The following is a 15431-nucleotide window of genomic DNA, read 5'->3' on the forward strand; positions in this document are numbered from 1 at the left end:
GTGTCATTGCGCCGGCACGAATCCGCCGGTGAGAAGCAGCAGAAGCTTGACGTCCATGGCGCAACCGCCCGCACGCTTGGCGGCGACGAAGGCGGCGATCTCGGCGAGCGGGACGAGGTGGACGATTATGTCCTCGCCTTCGACCCCGCCCCCTTCGCCGATCCGCGTCAGCCCCTCGGCGCGGAGCAGAGTGAAGGCCTCCGATGACATTCCCGGGGAGGCATGGAAGCGGCCGAGATCGACCATCCGCTCGGCCCGATAGCCGGTCTCCTCCTCCAGCTCCCGGATCGCGGCAGCCTCGGCCTCCTCGCCGTCGACATCGTCACCGACGAGCCCGGCGGGAAGTTCCAGGCATTGCGCTTGCAACGGCGCTCGAAATTGCTCGACCAGTATCACCCGGCCTTCGTCGACGGCGAGGATGACGGCGGCGCTGACCCCGCGTGTGCGAGACACATATTCCCATTTGCCGCGCTTCTTGGCGGCGATGAAGCGGCCTTCCCAGACCACCTCCTCCGGAGCCGCGGAATCGTCTCTCATAGCTCGAGCAGCCGATCCGGAAGCTCGTTGCGGTCCTGACCGGTCGGCGGGAGGATGCCCGCCAGCACGCCGCCGACCTTTTCCACCGCCAGTGCCATGCCGATCCCGGGGCGTCCCGCCTTCACCTCGTCGATCAGCACCTCCAGCGCGTCTCCCCACACTTCCGGCTCGACCTTCTCGGCGATGGCCTTGTCGGCAAGGATCTCCGCGCGGTGCTCGGCGAGCGAGAGATAGATGAGGATGCCTGTGCGGCCGCGCGTCTTCATCTCGCAGCCGGTGCGGAACAGGGCGATGGCACGACGATGCACGCGCCGCGACTTGGTCCGCCCCGGCGTCAGCGCCATGCGGAGCGGCCGCCAGACGAGGAGGAAGCGAACCGCCAGGAAGACCAAGGCGAGCAGGACGAACAGGGCCAGCATCAGCCCGCCGCGCGTGAACTCGGCGTTCCAGCCGAGCGTCAGCGCCGCAGCCCAATCGATCCATGTCACGGGCACCAGCGCGATGACCGCCGGCACGACCAGCATCGCCAGCACCGCATAATGGAGGCCGACATCGTGATAGGCGTCCGAGCGGTCGGCGACGATGGTGACGATCTCGCCCTCGCTCTCGCGCTCCGCCCGCGCCACCGCATCGGTGACGAGCTTGTGGTCCTCCGCGCTCAATCGACCCATCACCATCCCCCCGAGGCGCCGCCGCCGCCGAACGACCCGCCGCCGCCGGAAAAGCCGCCGCCGCCGCCCCATCCGCCGCCGCCGCCGCCCCAGCCGCCCCAGCCGCCCCCGGACGAGGAGCCTCCGCTCCCCCAGCTGCCCGGTCCCCAGATGACGATCGGCGCCCCGCGCCGGCCGCGCCGGCCTCGCCCACGATATTTGCGGCCCTTGGCACCGCCTTGGACGATGAAGGGGATGACGACGAAGACGAGCACGACGATCCAGAAGAGGATCGGCCAGATCGATGGGCCGCCCTCCGCGTCGGCGCCGCCGGCCTGCGCCGCCTCCAGCGCACGCTGCTCGGCCTGTTCGGGCGGTGCCTGCAGCTGCTCGATGATCGCGCCGGCACCGGCCAGGATGCCGCCCGGATAGTCGTTGTCGCGGAAGCGCGGGAGGATCCGGTCCTCGACGATACGGTGCGACAAGGCATCGGTCATGATCGGCTCGAGGCCGTAGCCGACCTCGATCCGCACCTTTCGCTCGTTCGGCGCGACCAGCAGGATGATGCCGTTATTGGCCTCGTCCTGGCCGATTCCCCAGTGGCGACCGAGCTGATAGCCGTAATCGGCGATATCGTAGCCGCCGAGGCTGCTCACCGTCGCGACGACAAGCTGGCGGGTCGATGCCTGCTCCAGCGCTTCCAGCCGCTGGGTCAGCTCCGCCTCCTGCTCGGGGGCGAGCAGGTTCGCCTGGTCGACGACCCTTCCCGAGAGCTCGGGAAAATCCTGGGCCGCAGCAGGCGCCGCGAGGACCAAAAGGAAAAGGAGGCAGAACCGCTTAATCATGGCCGCCCCTGCCTAGGTTCCCGCTCGTGATCGATCAACGTCGCGACGACGGCGCGCGTCGCGTTCTCGATTGCCAGGGCCGGCCGCCCAGCCCTCGACTGCGGGAGCATGTCGCGATCGATGATCTCTGCCGCCGCGGCCAGCGTGAGAAGAAAAGGCCGCGGATGGACCCGCCCGATGCTCAGGGTGTGGCGCCGTTCGTGTCGAAGCTGACGGTCGGCGCGACGTCGGCATTGGGAACGGTCGCCTCGAACGGCACCATCGGTTCCGCGCCGTAGATGATGCGGGCGCCGATCACGGCGGGGAAGGTGCGGATCTCCGTATTAAAGGCCCGCACCGCCTCGTTATAATCGCGGATCGCGATCGTGATGCGGTTCTCGGTTCCTTCCAGCTGGCTCATCAGCGTCGCGAAATTCTGTTGGCTCTGGAGGTTGGGATAGGCTTCCTGGAGCCGCTGGAGGGGAATGATCGCCGCACTGAGACTGTTCTGCGCCTCCTGGAAGCGCTGCATCGCCTCGGGATCGGTGAGCTGGTCGGGGGAGACCGTGATCCGGGTCGCATCGGCGCGCGCCTGGGTGACGTTGGTCAGGATCCGCTCTTCCGAGGCGGCGGCGCCGCGGACCGTGGCGACCAGGTTAGGGATCAGGTTGGCGCGGCGCTGGTACGACGCCTGCACGTCGGCCCATCTTGCCTTGGCATTCTCCTCCGCGGTCGGGATCGAGTTGATACCGCAGGCGGAGAGCGTGACCGCGATCGCGGCGAGGACGGCGAAAAGTCGAGTGCGCATGGCGAACGGGCCCCTATCAGATCCGCCATTCAGGTAGGCGCTTCGATCCGCCTCCGCAACGGGAGGCACAATAGGAAACGGCGGCGGTGAGATCACCGCCGCCGCAACCTTGCATCAGAAGGAGCGATCAGAAGTTCGCGTAGGCCTCGTTGCCGACGAAGCCCATCGCCTGCACGTTGGCGCGCTTGGCGACGGCGAGGACCTCGTCCACGACCTCGTAGCGCGCATCCGGGTGCGGCTGCAGGTGGAGCTCCGGAGTCGGCGTCATCGTCGTGGTGATGTCGAGATACTGCCTCAGCGTCACCATGTTCACGGGAGCGCCGTTCCAGAGCACCGCGTCGTTCGGCATGATCACGATCTTGTTCTTGACCGGGTCGATCGGCGGCGGAGTCTGGTTGTCCTGGTTCTGCGGCAGGTCGAGCTTCACCGCGTGAGTCTGCACCGGGATGGTGATGATGAACATGATCAGCAGCACCAGCATCACGTCGATGAGCGGCGTGGTGTTGATGTCCATCATCGGTTCGCTGGACTCAGGATTCAGGGTCGATGCACTCATTGTCTAACTCCTGCTTCCCGGGCTCACAGACGCCGGCCGCCGGTCGGCTCCGGCTCTGAGATGAACCCGATCCTCGCGAAACCCGCGCGCTGCATGGTGAAGATCGCCCCGCCGATGCAACGATAGGGGGTGTCGATGTCGCCCCTGATGTGCACCTCGGGCATGTTCTCCTCGGTGATGTTCTCCGGACCGCCGAGCGCCACGACCTGGCCTTCGAGCTCGGCGACCGCCCGGTCGAGCAGCTGCTGCGAGTCCAGCCTGCTGAGGTCCCAATAGACCTCGCACTGCCCGTTGGCGTAGGTCACCGACAGGTTGACGTTCTCCGGCTTGGTGGTCGTCGCCTCGAACTCCACCTTGGGCAGCCGAACCGGCACCGTCTGCAGCACGACGGGCACGGCGATCAGGAAGATGATCAGCAGCACCAGCATGACGTCGACGAGCGGCGTCGTGTTGATGTCGGACATCGGTGTTTCTTCACCGTCTCCGGATTCGCCGACCTGCATTGCCATGTTTCAGTTCCTATCCTGACTTCCCGCGGCCCGGGGGTCGCGGCGGATGGCGGCGGCGGAGCCGGGCTCCGCCGCCGGGACTTCCGGTTACGCCTTCTGGCCGGCGCTCGAACCCGCGGTCGAAGCGGTCGAGGCGGTCGACGCGCCGGTCGCAGGACGGGCGGCGGCGCCGGCAGCCGGAGCGCGAGCCGCGGCAGAGACGGCCGGACGGACGCTGCCGCCGGACATCATGTAGCCGTGCAGATCGTTCGCGAAGCGGGCGAGCTCCTCGACGATCGCCTTGTTGCGGCGCATCAGCCAGTTGTACTGCATGACGGCCGGGACCGCCACGATCAGGCCGAGCGCGGTCATGATCAGCGCCTCGCCGACCGGGCCGGCGACGGTGTCGATCGACGCCTGGCCGGCGGCGCCGATCTTGATCAGCGCGCGATAGATGCCGACGACGGTGCCGAACAGGCCGACGAACGGCGCGGTCGAACCGACGGTGGCGAGCAGGGCAAGGCCGGTCGACAGCTTGGACGCGACCGCGCCCTGGCTGCGCGCCAGCGAGCCGAGCATCCAGTCATGCTGGTCGATCGGGTCGGTGAGCTTGGTGTGCTGCTCCTGGGCGAGCATGCCGTCGTCGACGATCTGGCGGTAGGCACCGTTCTTGTCGAGCTTGTTGGCGGCTTCGCGCAGATTGGCCGACTGCCAGAAGGAGGTGCGCGCACGGCGCCCTTCCTTGATGATCTTCTGCTGGTCGATCAGCTTGACGAAGAAGACGTACCAGGAGGCGACCGACATGATGACGAGAGCCGCGAAGGTAAGCCAGGCGATGACGCCGCCCTGCTGCAGAGCGCCGACTAGTCCGAAATCACCGTGAGGGGCTGCTGCTGGTGCTGCCATTGTCTCAATTCCTTCTCATGCAAATAGGTAGATTGGGATGTGGAAAAAGGCTGAACTGGATTATTCCTGGATTCGCCACGTGATGCGGGCGCTCACCGAGTCCGTGGTCGGGTTGCCCCGATTGTCGCGAGCCGGCGTGAAACGGGCGCGGCTGCGCATGATCCGGCAGGTGGCGGCATCGAGCGCGCTCGAGCCGCTCGACGACGTAACCGTGCAATCGGATACGCGGCCATTCGGGCCGACGGTGAGACGGAAGCCAGTCGTGCCCTCTTCCTCGTTGCGCAGAGCCGAGGCCGGATAGTCGTCGTTGGAGACGTAGGAGGCGAGGTTGGCGCGGGCGCGGGCCGGCTCGACGGTGCGAGGCGGCGGCGGCGGCGGGGCCGGGGGGGGCCGGCGGAGCCGGCGGCGCGGTCGGCGTGATGACGACGGGCGGGGCGGTGGGAACCGAGGCGATCGGCGGCGGCGGAGTCTGCGTGCGGACGATAGGCGGCGGCGCCACGACGGGCGGCGGCTGCACGTCCGGCGTCTCCGGGGGCGGCGGCAGCTCCTCGGGCGGCGGCGGCTCCTCGGTGACATCGAAGGTCTTCAGATCCTCCTGGACACCCTTGACGAATTTATAGGCGAGGCCAGTGACGAAGGCATAGCCGAGAAGGGCGTGGAGGATGGCAACGAGGACGATCGCCCAGACACGTCCCGTGCTCATTCTCTGATCAACGTACGACATTAACCAGCCAGGCTCCCTCTCTTGTGCTGCCGACCGCCCGCATAAAACGCAGGGGGCGGGGTTCGGTTCATCCATGTAACGGCATGGATGCGGGGGGTTGTCTATAGTGACAGTCTGGCCGACGCAATCCTTCTGTGACTCATACGATCCCGATGGATTCGCTACGCAATGCGCGGTTAATGCCCGGCCCGCTAGGCACCGGTTCCGACGCGGGAGAAATGATGCGCACCCTCACTATCTCGATGGCCTTCGCGGCCATGATGTTCGCCGTCCAACCCCTTGAGGCGCAAGGAGTCCCGGCCGCGCCGACGCTGACCTATGCGGACCTGGCCGACCTCGCCCTCGCTGCACCGGTCGTCGCCCATGTCCGGGTCGAGCGAAGCGACGCCCTGTCCGAAAGAGAGACAAGCGGAGTGCCCGCGGGACACCGCCGATTCCTCATCGAGGCGAGCGTGGTCGCCCTGATTCGCGGCACCGGCGGACTGCCGCCGCGAGTCAGTTACCTGGTCGACCTTCCCAACGATTCTCGGGGCCGCGCGCAGCGCATCCGCCGGCGGACCGAATATCTGGTCTTCGCCAGCCGGGTACCGAATCGCCCCGCCGAGCTGAGGCTCGCCGCACCCGACGCCCAGCTGCCGGCCTCCCCCGAACTGGCCGAGCGGTTGCGCGGGATTCTTCGCGATTCGATCGCGCCGGACGCCGCGCCGGCCATCGTCGGCATCGGCCGCGCGTTCCATGTTCCGGGCTCGCTGCCCGGCGAGAGCGAGACCCAGATCTTCCTGCTTGCCAGTGACGATCGCCCGATCTCGCTCAGCGTGCTGCGCCGTCCGGGCGAGCAGCCCCGCTGGTCGGTGGCGCTCGGCGAGATGGTGGACAATGCCGCCGCTGCCCCGCAGCCGGAGACTCTGCTCTGGTACCGCCTGGCCTGCACGTTGCCGCGCGAGCTGCCGGCGCAGAGCGTGAGCGAAGCGACTCCGCAGGAGGCGCAGGCGATCAGGGCTGATTATCGGCTGGTGATGGAGGGCCTCGGAACCTGCACCCGAAGCCGGATTCCCCGCTGACCGACGCGTTCGCGGGGCCTCAGAAGGAGGCCAGCTCGACGCCGACGCCGGCGCAATCGGGGTAGATGTCGGGCTTGCGGGTGGAGACGCGAAGCGCAGTCACGCCGCGACGAGCGGCGACCAGGGCATAGATTTCCCGCACCAGCGTCTCCTGGAGGTTGAAGCGTCGGCCCTGGATCAGGGTTGTGACCTCGGTGCGCAGGAAATCGTAGTTCCAGGCGCTGTCGGAGGCATCTTCCGACGAGAAGGAAGACTCGTCGACCCACACCTCGACGGTCAGCAGCAGCCGCTGCGGATTGCCGATCTCGAACTCGTGGAAGCCGATGTCGAGCTGGAGCTGATAATCCTCGAGCACGATCTTGCGGGTCTTCGGACGGAGGGCTTCCGGTACCAAGCCGTCCAGCGCGGCCGCATTCTGCATGGCTTGCTCCAATTCCTTCGCCGCCCGATCAGTCCCTGCCCGGCTTGGGCGGGAAGCCTTGGATGAACTGAACGTCGCGCGCGAGCGACAGGAAACGCTGGCCGCCGTCAAGCAGGATCGTCTGGCCGGTCAGGGTCGGCGTGGCGAGGATGAAGCGCAGCGCCGCCACGATCTCGGCGACGTCGACGCCGCGGCCAAGGGCGTTGAGCGCGTGCACGGCTTCGAAATTGGCGCGGCTCTGCGGCCCCGATACCAGGGTAACCGAAGGCGCGATGCCGCAGACCCGGAGCGCCGGCGCATAGGCCCGGGCGCACAATTCGGTGAGACCGGCAAATCCCAGCTTCGAAACGGTGTAGGTGAAGAAATCGGGATTGGGCGCGGCGATCTTTGCGTCCAGCAGGTTGACGATGACCCCGCCTTCCGCCCCGGCGTGTCTGGCGAAAGCCTGCGACAGCAAAGCGGGCGCGCGCAGGTTGACGTCGATATGCGCGGCCCAATCCTCGACGCTGAAATCCAGCGCCGAATCGTGGACGAAGCGCGAGGCGTTGTTGACGAGGAGGCGTGCAGGCGGGAGCCCCTCCAGAGCGGCCATGATCGTCTCGGCGGCCGTAATCTCGGCAAGATCGGCGGCGACGACGCTGGCCGAGCCGAGCTCGGCGGCCAGCGCCCGCGCCTCCGGCTGCGAATGGTTGCAGTGGATGAGGACGTGCCAGCCGTCCTCCGCCAGGGCCCGGGACAGCGCCGCGCCGATGCGGCGCGCACCGCCGGTGACGATCGCCGTCCGTGGCTCCTTCGTCTCGACCATGGCTGAAGCCGATAGCGGGCCGCTTTGCCGGTGACCAGTCAGAGGCTAGAGGCCGATCATGGATGACCTTCAGTCGAACCTCGCCGGCCTCACACTGGCCGACATCGCGCGGCTCGCCGAGGCGCGCCGTTTGCCGCCCGTGGAGAAGTGGGACCCGCAGCATTGCGGTCACAGCGGCATGCGCATCGCGCGCGACGGGACCTGGTTCCACGAAGGCAGGCCGATCGGCCGGCCGGAGATGGTCCGGCTCTTCTCGACCATCCTGCGACGCGAGCCCGACGGCAGCTTCGTTCTGGTGACGCCGGTGGAGAAGCTCGCCATCGACGTCGACGACGCGCCTTTCCTCGCGGTCGAGGTGAAGAGCGCCGGCGAGAGCCGGAGCCGCTCGCTCGCCTTCCGCCTCAACAGCGGAGATCTGGTCGTCGCCGGGCCGGACCATCCGATCATTCTGCGGTCGGGCAAGGACGGCCCCCATCCCTATTTGGCGGTCCGTGGCGGGCTGGAGGCGATGCTGGCAAGGCCGGTCTATTACGAACTGGCGGAGATCGCCCTCGCCGAGGCGTCGCAGCCCGCCGGAATCTGGAGCAGCGGCGCCTTCTTCGCGCTGGAGCCGGGGGAATGAGCCTTGCCGACACCCTGCGGGGGGCGCTCGAGCGCGGCCATCGCCGCCGTCCCGAGCTGATCCTCGGCGACGTCCTCGAGGAGGAGGAAGTCGGCCGCGGCATCACGCCGGCGGCCGTGCTCGTGCCGATCGTCGAGAGGCCCGATCCGACCGTCATCCTCACGTTGCGGCCCGAGACGATGCGCAAGCATCCCGGCCAGGTCAGCTTCCCGGGCGGCCGCATCGATCCCGGCGACGCCGATGCCGTTGCCGCGGCGCTTCGCGAGGCCGAGGAGGAGATCGGACTCGCGCCCGCCGCGGTCGAGGTGATCGGCATAGCCGACCGCTATCGCACCGTCACCGGCTTCGAAGTGACGCCCGTCCTGGGCATCCTCCCCCCGGGCCTGTCGCTCACGCCCCATCCGGGCGAGGTCGCCGCGATCTTCGAGGCGCCGCTCGCTTATCTGCTCGATCCCCGGCATCAGCAGGTCCGGTCGGCCGAATGGCGGGGGCGCGAGCGACATTATTACGAGATAGAGTGGGACGGCCGCAGGATATGGGGGGCGACCGCCGCCATGATCGTCAACCTGACCCGCCGTCTCGCTTTCGAGGACGCCAGGTCTTGAGACTGCCGCCGGCCAGCTGGCAGAAGCGCGCCGGCATGACGCGGCTGCTGCGCGTCCTTGGCGCCCAGGACGGCGAGACCCGGTTCGTCGGCGGCTGCGTTCGCGACACCTTGCTCGACATCGAGGTCAACGACGTCGACCTGGCGACGCGCCTGCTCCCCGAGGAGGTGGTGACGCGGCTTCAGGCGGCCGGGATCAAGGCGGTCCCGACCGGCCTCGCCCACGGGACCGTCACCGCGGTGACCAACGGCCAGCCGGTCGAGGTGACCACCCTTCGCCGCGACGTGGTGACCGACGGGCGCCGGGCGACGGTCGCCTTCACGAGCGAGTGGCGCGACGATGCGGCCCGCCGCGACTTTACCATCAACGCGCTCAGCGCCGATCCCTCGACGCTCGAGGTCTACGACTATTTCGGCGGGACGGCGGACCTGGAGGCGCGGCGCGTCCGGTTCATCGGCGACCCGCTGACGCGGATCGCGGAGGACCATCTTCGGATCCTGCGCTTCTTCCGCTTTCACGCCCGCTTCGGCGTGAGCGAGCCCGACCGCGAAGGACTGGAGGCCTGCACCCGCCGCGCCAACGACCTGATGGCATTGTCGCGCGAGCGGATCGCCGACGAGCTGCTCAAGCTGCTCGGCCTTCCCGATCCCGGCACCACGTTGCGGCTGATGATCGATCGCGGTATCCTACGGCCGGTCCTGCCCGAGATCGGCGACCCGGGGACGCTCGAGCGCCTGATTGAGGCGGAACGGCGCGCCGGGATCGCCCCGAACCCGCTGAGGCGGCTCGCGGCCTTGCTTCCCGCCGATCCCGACGTCGCCGCCGCCATCGCCGCGCGTCTGCGGCTGTCCAAGCAGGCGACGAAGCGGCTGGTCTCGGCCGCCCGGCGCGAGCTCGCTCCCCCCTTCATCCTGGCTTATGCGATCGGCGCGGACGAAGCCGTCGACCGCTTCCTGCTCGCCGGCGAGGCGTCGCCGGAGCTGGCGGCGCTGCAGGCCTGGCAGCGCCCGCGGCTGCCGATCGGGGGAGGCGACCTCATCCGCCTGGGCCTCGAAGCCGGTCCGGCGGTGGCAAGGGCGATCCGCGCCGTCGAGACGGAATGGGCCGAGGCCGGCTTTCCGTCGGACCGGCAGCAGGTGCGCGAGATTGCGCGGCGTCACGTCGACCGGGCGCTCGCCGGAGACGCGAAAGGCTGATCTACGGCTCTCGTTCCAGCCCGTAGGCGAGGGCCTCGTCGGCGCAGAGCGGCTCGGAGAAATGATAGCCTTGGCCGTAGGTGCAGCCGAGTTCGGTCAACAGCTCCCGCAGGTCCGCCGAATCGATGCCCTCGGCGGTCGTCTCCATTCCCAGCGCCCGCGCCAGCGACAGGATGGCGCGGACGATCGCACTGGAATCGCCGCCGGAAAGCATGCCGGCGACGAACGACTGATCGATCTTGAGCAGGTCGATCGGCAGCTTCTGGAGCATGGCGAGCGAGGTGAAGCCGGTACCGAAATCGTCCATGGCGATCCGCACCCGGAACTTCTTGAGCGCGCTCAGCGCTTTCGCCACCCGGTCCGGATCGTGGATGATCGCGCTCTCGGTCAGTTCCAGGGTCAGCCGGTCGCCCGAAATGCCGGCCGCCGCCAGCGCGCCGGAAACGGCGCCGGCGATATCGTCCCGGCTGATCTGGATCGGCGAGAGGTTGACGCTGATGTGGAATGGAAGGACCCGTCCTGCCCGGCGGTCCCAGTCGCCCAGGGTGCGGGTCGCGGATTCGAGCGCCCACCGGCCGAGCTGGACGATCAGGCCCGATTCCTCGGCCACCGGGATGAATTCCGCCGGTGCGACCGGCTGGCCGTCGAGCTGCCAGCGCGCGAGCGCCTCGAAGCCCGCGACCTTTCCGCTGTCGAGGTCGATCAGGGGCTGGTAGGCCAGCTTCAGTTCCTCCGCCTCGATCGCGCAGCGAAGCTCGGTCTCGATGCTGAAGCGGCGGCGTACGGCCGCCGCCTGGATCGGCTCGTAGACCTGCGTCGAGCCGAGCCGCTTGGCGCGCTTCAGCGCGAACTGGGCGTTGCGCAGCACCTCGTCGGCATTGGAGACGCCGAGATTGAGGATCGCGCAGCCGATCGCACAATCGACCCTGATCTCGAGCTCCGAGAGGCGGAAGGGAAGGGTCAGCACCGCCTTGATGCGCTCGGCGGCCCGAAGCGCGTCGGGCAGGCCGCGGTCGAGCCGCAGCAGGATCCCGAATTCGTCGCCGGAGGTGCGGGCGAGCATGTCGGAGGGGCGCAAGGCGGAGACCAGCCGTCGGGCGAAGGTGATGAGCAACTCGTCGCCCGCCAGAGCGCCCATGCATTCGTTGACCCGGCTGAAGCGGGTCATGTCGACGGCAAGCACGGCATAGCTGCCTTCGCGGAAGGTTGGATCGGCGAGGACGGCGTCGACCTTCTCGTTGAAGGCGAATCGGTTCGGAAGGCCGGTAAGGCTGTCGCGCAGCATCTCCGAGCGCAGGCTCTTCTCGGTCTCGACCTGGGCGGTCCGATCGATCATCGACAGGAGCAGGCGCGGCGGATGGCCCGGCAGACGCTTCAGGCGCGCGAAACGGACGGTGAAGTGGCGGCCGGCGATGCTCCGTCCGTCGGCCGTCTCGAACTGATAGGCCGGATCATCCGATCGGATGAAGGTGGCAAGGCGGGTGCCGATCGGGCCGCCGCGCAGCACGGGGATATGCGAGACGCGCCGATCGCCCATCCGCTCGTCCCATTCCGCGATGGTGCGGAAATGGTCGTTGGCACATTCGACGCAGGCGCCGTCCTCGGCGAGCGTGATCATCACCGCGGCGATCGGGAGCGCATCGAGATAGGCCTGACGGACCTGGCCGAGCAGCCGATCCAGGTCGGAAGAGAGCGGCGTGCGCCCGGGCGCCTCGATGGCGGCACCTGAGGGCGATCGGCCTCGCCCGCGCGTCTCGGCGGCATGCATGGCCGAAGCGATAAACGAACAGGGTTAACGCTTTATTTCGAATCGGACGCGTCGCGACGCGGTGCGCCCCTCAGTCGGCGAAGCGGTTGTCGCGCGGGAAGCCGACCGGGGGCATCCGCCCGGCGGCGCCGCGGGCGGTGCGCCACGCATTGAGATCGGTCTCGGTGCGCGTGCGGCCGCTGTCGCCGCCCATCGACCAGGACAGCCCCTGAGCGAAGACGAAGGTGGTCGCGTCGGAGAGGCCGCCATCCCGAAAGCGCTGGAGCTGCACGCCCTGGCCGCGCCCCATCTCCGGCAGCTCGCTCAAGGGATAGACCACCATCTTGCGATTCTCGCCGATCACCGCCACGAAATCGTCCCCGGGCGCGATCGGATGGACGACCTTGAGCCGGGCGTCCGTGCGCAGATTGACCACCTGCTTGCCCTTCCGGGTCTCGGCCACGGCGGCGGCGGCGGCGGTGACGAAGCCGCGGCCGTCCGATGAGGCGAGCAGCAGCTTCTCCGCCTGCCCGGCGGGGAACAAGGCGAGGACATTGCCCTCCCCTTCTATGTCGACCATCAGCTTGACCGGCTCGCCGAAGCCGCGCCCGCCGGGAAGCTTGTCGGCACCGAGCGTGTAGAAGCGGCCGGCGGTGGAGGCGAGCAGCAGCTTGTCGGTCGTGTAGGCGTGGAAGAAGAATTGGGAGGCATCGCCCTCCTTGAACTTCAGGGCCTCCGGGTTCGACAGCTCGACATGGCCCTTCATCGCCCGGATCCAGCCGCGCTTCGACATGATCACGGTGATCGGCTCGCGCTCGATCATCGCCTCGAGCGGAATCTCGCGGGCGGGACCTGCTTCCTCGATCAGCGTCCGGCGGCGGCCGAGCTCTGTGTCCGGGCCGTAGCGGTCGCGCAGCGCCGCCAGATCCTTCTTCAGGCGCGTGCGCTGCCGGGCCGGGGATTCGATCAGCTTGCGCAGCTCCTCGCGCTCGGCGATCAAGGCGTCGCGCTCGCGGCGAAGCTCCATCTCCTCCAGCTTGCGCAACGAACGCAGCCGCATGTTGAGGATCGCCTCGGCCTGGCGGTCGGTGAGCGCGAACTCCGCGATCAGCACCGGCTTGGGCTCGTCCTCGGTGCGGATGATCTGGATGACTCGATCGAGATTGAGGAAGGCGACGATATAGCCTTCGAGCAGCTCGAGCCGATCGTCGATCTTGGCGACGCGATGCTCGGCGCGACGCACGAGCACCTCGAGCTGGAACGTCACCCATTCGCCGAGCACGTCCTTGAGGCCCATCACCCGCGGCGTGCGGCTGGCATCGAGGACGTTGAGATTGAGCGGAATACGGACCTCGAGATCGGTCAGCCGGAACAGACTGTCCATCAGCAGCTGCGGATCCACCGTGCGGCTGCGCGGCTCGAGGACGATCCGGATCTCCTCGGCCGATTCGTCGAGCACGTCGGCGAGGATCGGCAGCTTCTTGTCGGTGATCAGGGTGGCGATCTGCTCGATCAGCTTGGCCTTGGGAACCTGATAGGGGACCTCGGTGATGACCGCGGTCCACATGCCCTGCCCCGCTTTCTCGATCTCCCACTTGGCACGGACGCGAAAGGCGCCGCGGCCGGTGGCATAGGCCAGGGCGATCGACTCGCCCGAGTCGACGAGCACCCCGCCGGTCGGGAAGTCGGGCCCGGCGATGAAGTCCATCATCGCCGAAGCCTCGGCCTTCGGATTGTCGATCAGATGGACCGCCGCGTCGATCACCTCCGCGACATTGTGCGGCGGGATCGACGTCGCCATGCCGACCGCGATGCCGCTGGCGCCGTTGGCGAGCAGGTTGGGGAACAGGCCGGGAAAGACCTCCGGCTCCTCCTCCTCGCCATTGTAGGTGGGCCGGAACTCGACCGTCCCCTCGTCGAGCCCGGCCATCAGGTCGTTGGCGGCGAGGGTCAGGCGCGCCTCGGTATAGCGCATCGCCGCCGCATTATCGCCGTCGACATTGCCGAAATTGCCCTGGCCGTCGACCAGCGGGTAGCGGAGCGAGAAGGTCTGCGCGAGACGGACCATCGCATCATAGACCGACTGGTCGCCATGGGGATGATATTTGCCGATGACGTCGCCGACGACGCGGGCACATTTCTTGTAGCCCGTCGCCGGATCCAGTCGCAGCAGCCGCATCGCCCAGAGCAGCCGGCGGTGGACCGGCTTCAGCCCGTCGCGCAGGTCCGGCAGCGACCTCGCGGTGATCGTGGAGAGAGCATAGACGAGGTAGCGCTGGGACAGAGCATCGTCGAAGGGCGCTTCGACGATCTGGTCGAATTCATCACTCATGGCGGAGCGTTAGCAGGCACCCTCCGGCAAGGCGAGAGGCACCCCGCCGACCTTCCGCGGAGCGCCTTCCGGTAAGGCCAACTAGTAAGTGACGGCGTATTTTGAATGTGGTATGTTGTATCATCACAATATGGAGAGGAGCGATGACCGCAGGCAAGTTCAACCCGCTGGCACTGGTTCTGTGCATTGCCGCCGTCCTGGCCCTCGGCTGGGCCGTCGTCACGATGACCGCATCGCGCGAGGCGCCCCATTTCGAAGCGCCGCCGCTGCGGGCGATGAACGCGCCCGCCGATCCGCCGTCGCTCGAGATGATGCCATCGGTTTCGACTCCGCGCCTTCCGCCGCCCCGTACCGGCGGCCAGAGGGCGGGCCCCGACGTCGCCCTCGCGAGCGCGCCCGGAGTCGCCTTCAGCTATCTTTATGCCTTCCAGCTGCCGGGGGAGCGCATCGCCGGGATCCAGGAGCAGCATGCGCGCGCCTGCGAGCGTCTCGGGGCGAGCCGCTGCCGGATTACCGCCATGCAGTACCGGGCGGCCGATCCGGCGACTGTCGAGGCGATGCTCAGCCTCAAGGTCGAACCCTCGTTAGCCCGCCGCTTCGGCCAGCTGGGCAGCGAAGCGGTGGAGCGCGCCGCTGGCACGCTCGTCGACGTGGAGATATCGGGCCTGGACGTCGATGCCTCGATCCGTTCCGCGGCTCGCCGCGTCGTCGAGCTGCAGGAGGAGCTGCGCCGCATCGAAGGGCGGCTCGGCTCGCGTCTCTCACCGGAAGAGCGCGTGCGGTTGGACGCCGAAGCACTGCAGCTGCGTCAATCTATCCGCGCCGTCCAAGACAGCCGGATCGACCAGCGCGATTCGCTCGCCTCGACCCCGATGGCCTTCCATTACCGTTCGACCCCTGCGGTCGCCGAGGCCCGCGAGACGCCAAGCCTGGCGGCGAGCGCGGATCGCGCCATCGCCAATTTCATGTCGGGCGTGACGATCCTGCTGATCGTCGTCGTGACCTTGCTGCCCTGGGCGATCGCTGCCGCGACCGGCTGGGGGATCTTCCGCCTTTTCCGACCCAGGCCGAAAGCAGTGGCGCCGGACCCCGTCGAAGTCGCGGCAACCGGCTGAGCCGGCCGCGGAACCCGCGGAGGCGCTGAAGGCT

17 protein-coding genes are annotated in these 15431 nt (G+C 68.2%); 5 read left to right on the forward strand and 12 right to left on the reverse strand.

Annotation, left to right across the window (positions count from 1 at the left end):
- Positions 1 to 3: 3 nt before the first annotated feature.
- The 8 genes from DDE10_RS13740 to DDE10_RS13775 all read right to left on the reverse strand — a co-directional run bounded on the left by DDE10_RS13740 (position 4) and on the right by DDE10_RS13775 (position 5345).
- Positions 4 to 537 (reverse strand): NUDIX domain-containing protein, encoded by a 534-nt coding sequence (locus tag DDE10_RS13740; RefSeq protein WP_114953348.1) that lies wholly within the window; start codon positions 535 to 537, stop codon positions 4 to 6.
- Positions 534 to 1208: a TPM domain-containing protein gene (locus tag DDE10_RS13745; protein WP_432653731.1), complete on the reverse strand. Its 675-nt coding sequence runs from the start codon at positions 1206 to 1208 to the stop codon at positions 534 to 536. Before DDE10_RS13745 ends, DDE10_RS13740 begins: the two co-directional genes overlap by 4 nt.
- Entirely contained in the window at positions 1208 to 2032 is an 825-nt protein-coding gene (locus DDE10_RS13750) for a TPM domain-containing protein (RefSeq protein WP_114953349.1), read from the reverse strand. Before DDE10_RS13750 ends, DDE10_RS13745 begins: the two co-directional genes overlap by 1 nt.
- Before the next feature lie 181 nt (positions 2033 to 2213).
- On the reverse strand, positions 2214 to 2819 hold the full coding sequence (locus DDE10_RS13755; protein WP_114953350.1) for a LemA family protein: 606 nt from the start codon (positions 2817 to 2819) through the stop codon (positions 2214 to 2216).
- A gap of 127 nt (positions 2820 to 2946) precedes the next feature.
- Entirely contained in the window at positions 2947 to 3375 is a 429-nt protein-coding gene (locus DDE10_RS13760) for an ExbD/TolR family protein (protein WP_114953351.1), read from the reverse strand.
- Positions 3376 to 3398: 23 nt separating this feature from the next.
- Positions 3399 to 3884, reverse strand: a complete 486-nt coding sequence (locus DDE10_RS13765; protein ID WP_114953352.1) for an ExbD/TolR family protein — start codon at positions 3882 to 3884, stop codon at positions 3399 to 3401.
- An 87-nt stretch (positions 3885 to 3971) separates the two neighbouring features.
- Positions 3972 to 4769 (reverse strand): MotA/TolQ/ExbB proton channel family protein, encoded by a 798-nt coding sequence (locus tag DDE10_RS13770; RefSeq protein WP_114953353.1) that lies wholly within the window; start codon positions 4767 to 4769, stop codon positions 3972 to 3974.
- A gap of 60 nt (positions 4770 to 4829) precedes the next feature.
- Positions 4830 to 5345 (reverse strand): energy transducer TonB, encoded by a 516-nt coding sequence (locus DDE10_RS13775; protein ID WP_349356544.1) that lies wholly within the window; start codon positions 5343 to 5345, stop codon positions 4830 to 4832.
- 369 nt (positions 5346 to 5714) lie between these two features.
- Between DDE10_RS13775 and DDE10_RS13780 the strand changes: the two genes are divergently transcribed.
- On the forward strand, positions 5715 to 6554 hold the full coding sequence (locus tag DDE10_RS13780; protein WP_284734661.1) for a hypothetical protein: 840 nt from the start codon (positions 5715 to 5717) through the stop codon (positions 6552 to 6554).
- A gap of 19 nt (positions 6555 to 6573) precedes the next feature.
- On the opposite strand, the gene DDE10_RS13785 is transcribed toward DDE10_RS13780, so the two are convergent.
- Positions 6574 to 6975, reverse strand: a complete 402-nt coding sequence (locus DDE10_RS13785) for a dihydroneopterin aldolase (protein ID WP_114953354.1) — start codon at positions 6973 to 6975, stop codon at positions 6574 to 6576.
- 28 nt (positions 6976 to 7003) lie between these two features.
- Complete coding sequence (locus DDE10_RS13790; protein WP_114953355.1) at positions 7004 to 7780, reverse strand: SDR family NAD(P)-dependent oxidoreductase; 777 nt, start codon at positions 7778 to 7780, stop codon at positions 7004 to 7006.
- 58 nt (positions 7781 to 7838) lie between these two features.
- On the opposite strand from DDE10_RS13790, the gene DDE10_RS13795 reads away from it, so the two are divergent.
- The 3 genes from DDE10_RS13795 to DDE10_RS13805 are packed head-to-tail and all read left to right on the forward strand — an operon-like array spanning position 7839 to position 10203.
- Positions 7839 to 8402, forward strand: a complete 564-nt coding sequence (locus DDE10_RS13795) for a DUF1285 domain-containing protein (protein ID WP_114953356.1) — start codon at positions 7839 to 7841, stop codon at positions 8400 to 8402.
- Positions 8399 to 9007 (forward strand): CoA pyrophosphatase, encoded by a 609-nt coding sequence (locus DDE10_RS13800; protein ID WP_114953357.1) that lies wholly within the window; start codon positions 8399 to 8401, stop codon positions 9005 to 9007. The genes DDE10_RS13795 and DDE10_RS13800 overlap by 4 nt, the downstream gene beginning before the upstream one ends.
- A 35-nt stretch (positions 9008 to 9042) precedes the next feature.
- A complete protein-coding gene (locus DDE10_RS13805) occupies positions 9043 to 10203 on the forward strand; it encodes a CCA tRNA nucleotidyltransferase (RefSeq protein WP_284734670.1) in 1161 nt (386 codons plus the stop codon).
- A 1-nt stretch (position 10204) separates the two neighbouring features.
- On the opposite strand, the gene DDE10_RS13810 is transcribed toward DDE10_RS13805, so the two are convergent.
- Both DDE10_RS13810 and parC read right to left on the reverse strand, forming a co-directional pair.
- Positions 10205 to 11971, reverse strand: a complete 1767-nt coding sequence (locus tag DDE10_RS13810) for a putative bifunctional diguanylate cyclase/phosphodiesterase (protein WP_114953359.1) — start codon at positions 11969 to 11971, stop codon at positions 10205 to 10207.
- Positions 11972 to 12041: 70 nt separating this feature from the next.
- Entirely contained in the window at positions 12042 to 14282 is a 2241-nt protein-coding gene (gene parC, locus DDE10_RS13815; RefSeq protein WP_114953360.1) for a DNA topoisomerase IV subunit A, read from the reverse strand.
- Between the two features lie 143 nt (positions 14283 to 14425).
- Between parC and DDE10_RS13820 the strand changes: the two genes are divergently transcribed.
- Positions 14426 to 15397, forward strand: a complete 972-nt coding sequence (locus tag DDE10_RS13820) for a DUF4349 domain-containing protein (protein ID WP_114953361.1) — start codon at positions 14426 to 14428, stop codon at positions 15395 to 15397.
- Positions 15398 to 15431 lie beyond the last annotated feature (34 nt).

Origin of the sequence: Sphingosinicella terrae, from assembly GCF_003347635.1 — a bacterium.
GTDB classification, from domain to species: domain Bacteria; phylum Pseudomonadota; class Alphaproteobacteria; order Sphingomonadales; family Sphingomonadaceae; genus Allosphingosinicella; species Allosphingosinicella terrae.

What these genes read in the sequence shown, in the direction of transcription:
- DDE10_RS13770 (WP_114953353.1), bottom strand. Translation starts at nt 4,769, where the DNA reads ATGGCAGCACCAGCAGCAGCCCCTCACGGTGATTTCGGACTAGTCGGC.
- DDE10_RS13765 (WP_114953352.1), bottom strand. Translation starts at nt 3,884, where the DNA reads ATGGCAATGCAGGTCGGCGAATCCGGAGACGGTGAAGAAACACCGATG.
- DDE10_RS13780 (WP_284734661.1), top strand. Translation starts at nt 5,715, where the DNA reads ATGCGCACCCTCACTATCTCGATGGCCTTCGCGGCCATGATGTTCGCC.
- DDE10_RS13800 (WP_114953357.1), top strand. Translation starts at nt 8,399, where the DNA reads ATGAGCCTTGCCGACACCCTGCGGGGGGCGCTCGAGCGCGGCCATCGC.
- DDE10_RS13760 (WP_114953351.1), bottom strand. Translation starts at nt 3,375, where the DNA reads ATGAGTGCATCGACCCTGAATCCTGAGTCCAGCGAACCGATGATGGAC.
- DDE10_RS13805 (WP_284734670.1), top strand. Translation starts at nt 9,043, where the DNA reads ATGACGCGGCTGCTGCGCGTCCTTGGCGCCCAGGACGGCGAGACCCGG.
- DDE10_RS13810 (WP_114953359.1), bottom strand. Translation starts at nt 11,971, where the DNA reads ATGCATGCCGCCGAGACGCGCGGGCGAGGCCGATCGCCCTCAGGTGCC.
- DDE10_RS13740 (WP_114953348.1), bottom strand. Translation starts at nt 537, where the DNA reads ATGAGAGACGATTCCGCGGCTCCGGAGGAGGTGGTCTGGGAAGGCCGC.
- DDE10_RS13755 (WP_114953350.1), bottom strand. Translation starts at nt 2,819, where the DNA reads ATGCGCACTCGACTTTTCGCCGTCCTCGCCGCGATCGCGGTCACGCTC.
- DDE10_RS13745 (WP_432653731.1), bottom strand. Translation starts at nt 1,208, where the DNA reads ATGGGTCGATTGAGCGCGGAGGACCACAAGCTCGTCACCGATGCGGTG.
- DDE10_RS13775 (WP_349356544.1), bottom strand. Translation starts at nt 5,345, where the DNA reads ATGTCACCGAGGAGCCGCCGCCGCCCGAGGAGCTGCCGCCGCCCCCGG.
- DDE10_RS13785 (WP_114953354.1), bottom strand. Translation starts at nt 6,975, where the DNA reads ATGCAGAATGCGGCCGCGCTGGACGGCTTGGTACCGGAAGCCCTCCGT.
- DDE10_RS13795 (WP_114953356.1), top strand. Translation starts at nt 7,839, where the DNA reads ATGGATGACCTTCAGTCGAACCTCGCCGGCCTCACACTGGCCGACATC.
- DDE10_RS13750 (WP_114953349.1), bottom strand. Translation starts at nt 2,032, where the DNA reads ATGATTAAGCGGTTCTGCCTCCTTTTCCTTTTGGTCCTCGCGGCGCCT.
- DDE10_RS13790 (WP_114953355.1), bottom strand. Translation starts at nt 7,780, where the DNA reads ATGGTCGAGACGAAGGAGCCACGGACGGCGATCGTCACCGGCGGTGCG.
- parC (WP_114953360.1), bottom strand. Translation starts at nt 14,282, where the DNA reads ATGAGTGATGAATTCGACCAGATCGTCGAAGCGCCCTTCGACGATGCT.
- DDE10_RS13820 (WP_114953361.1), top strand. Translation starts at nt 14,426, where the DNA reads ATGACCGCAGGCAAGTTCAACCCGCTGGCACTGGTTCTGTGCATTGCC.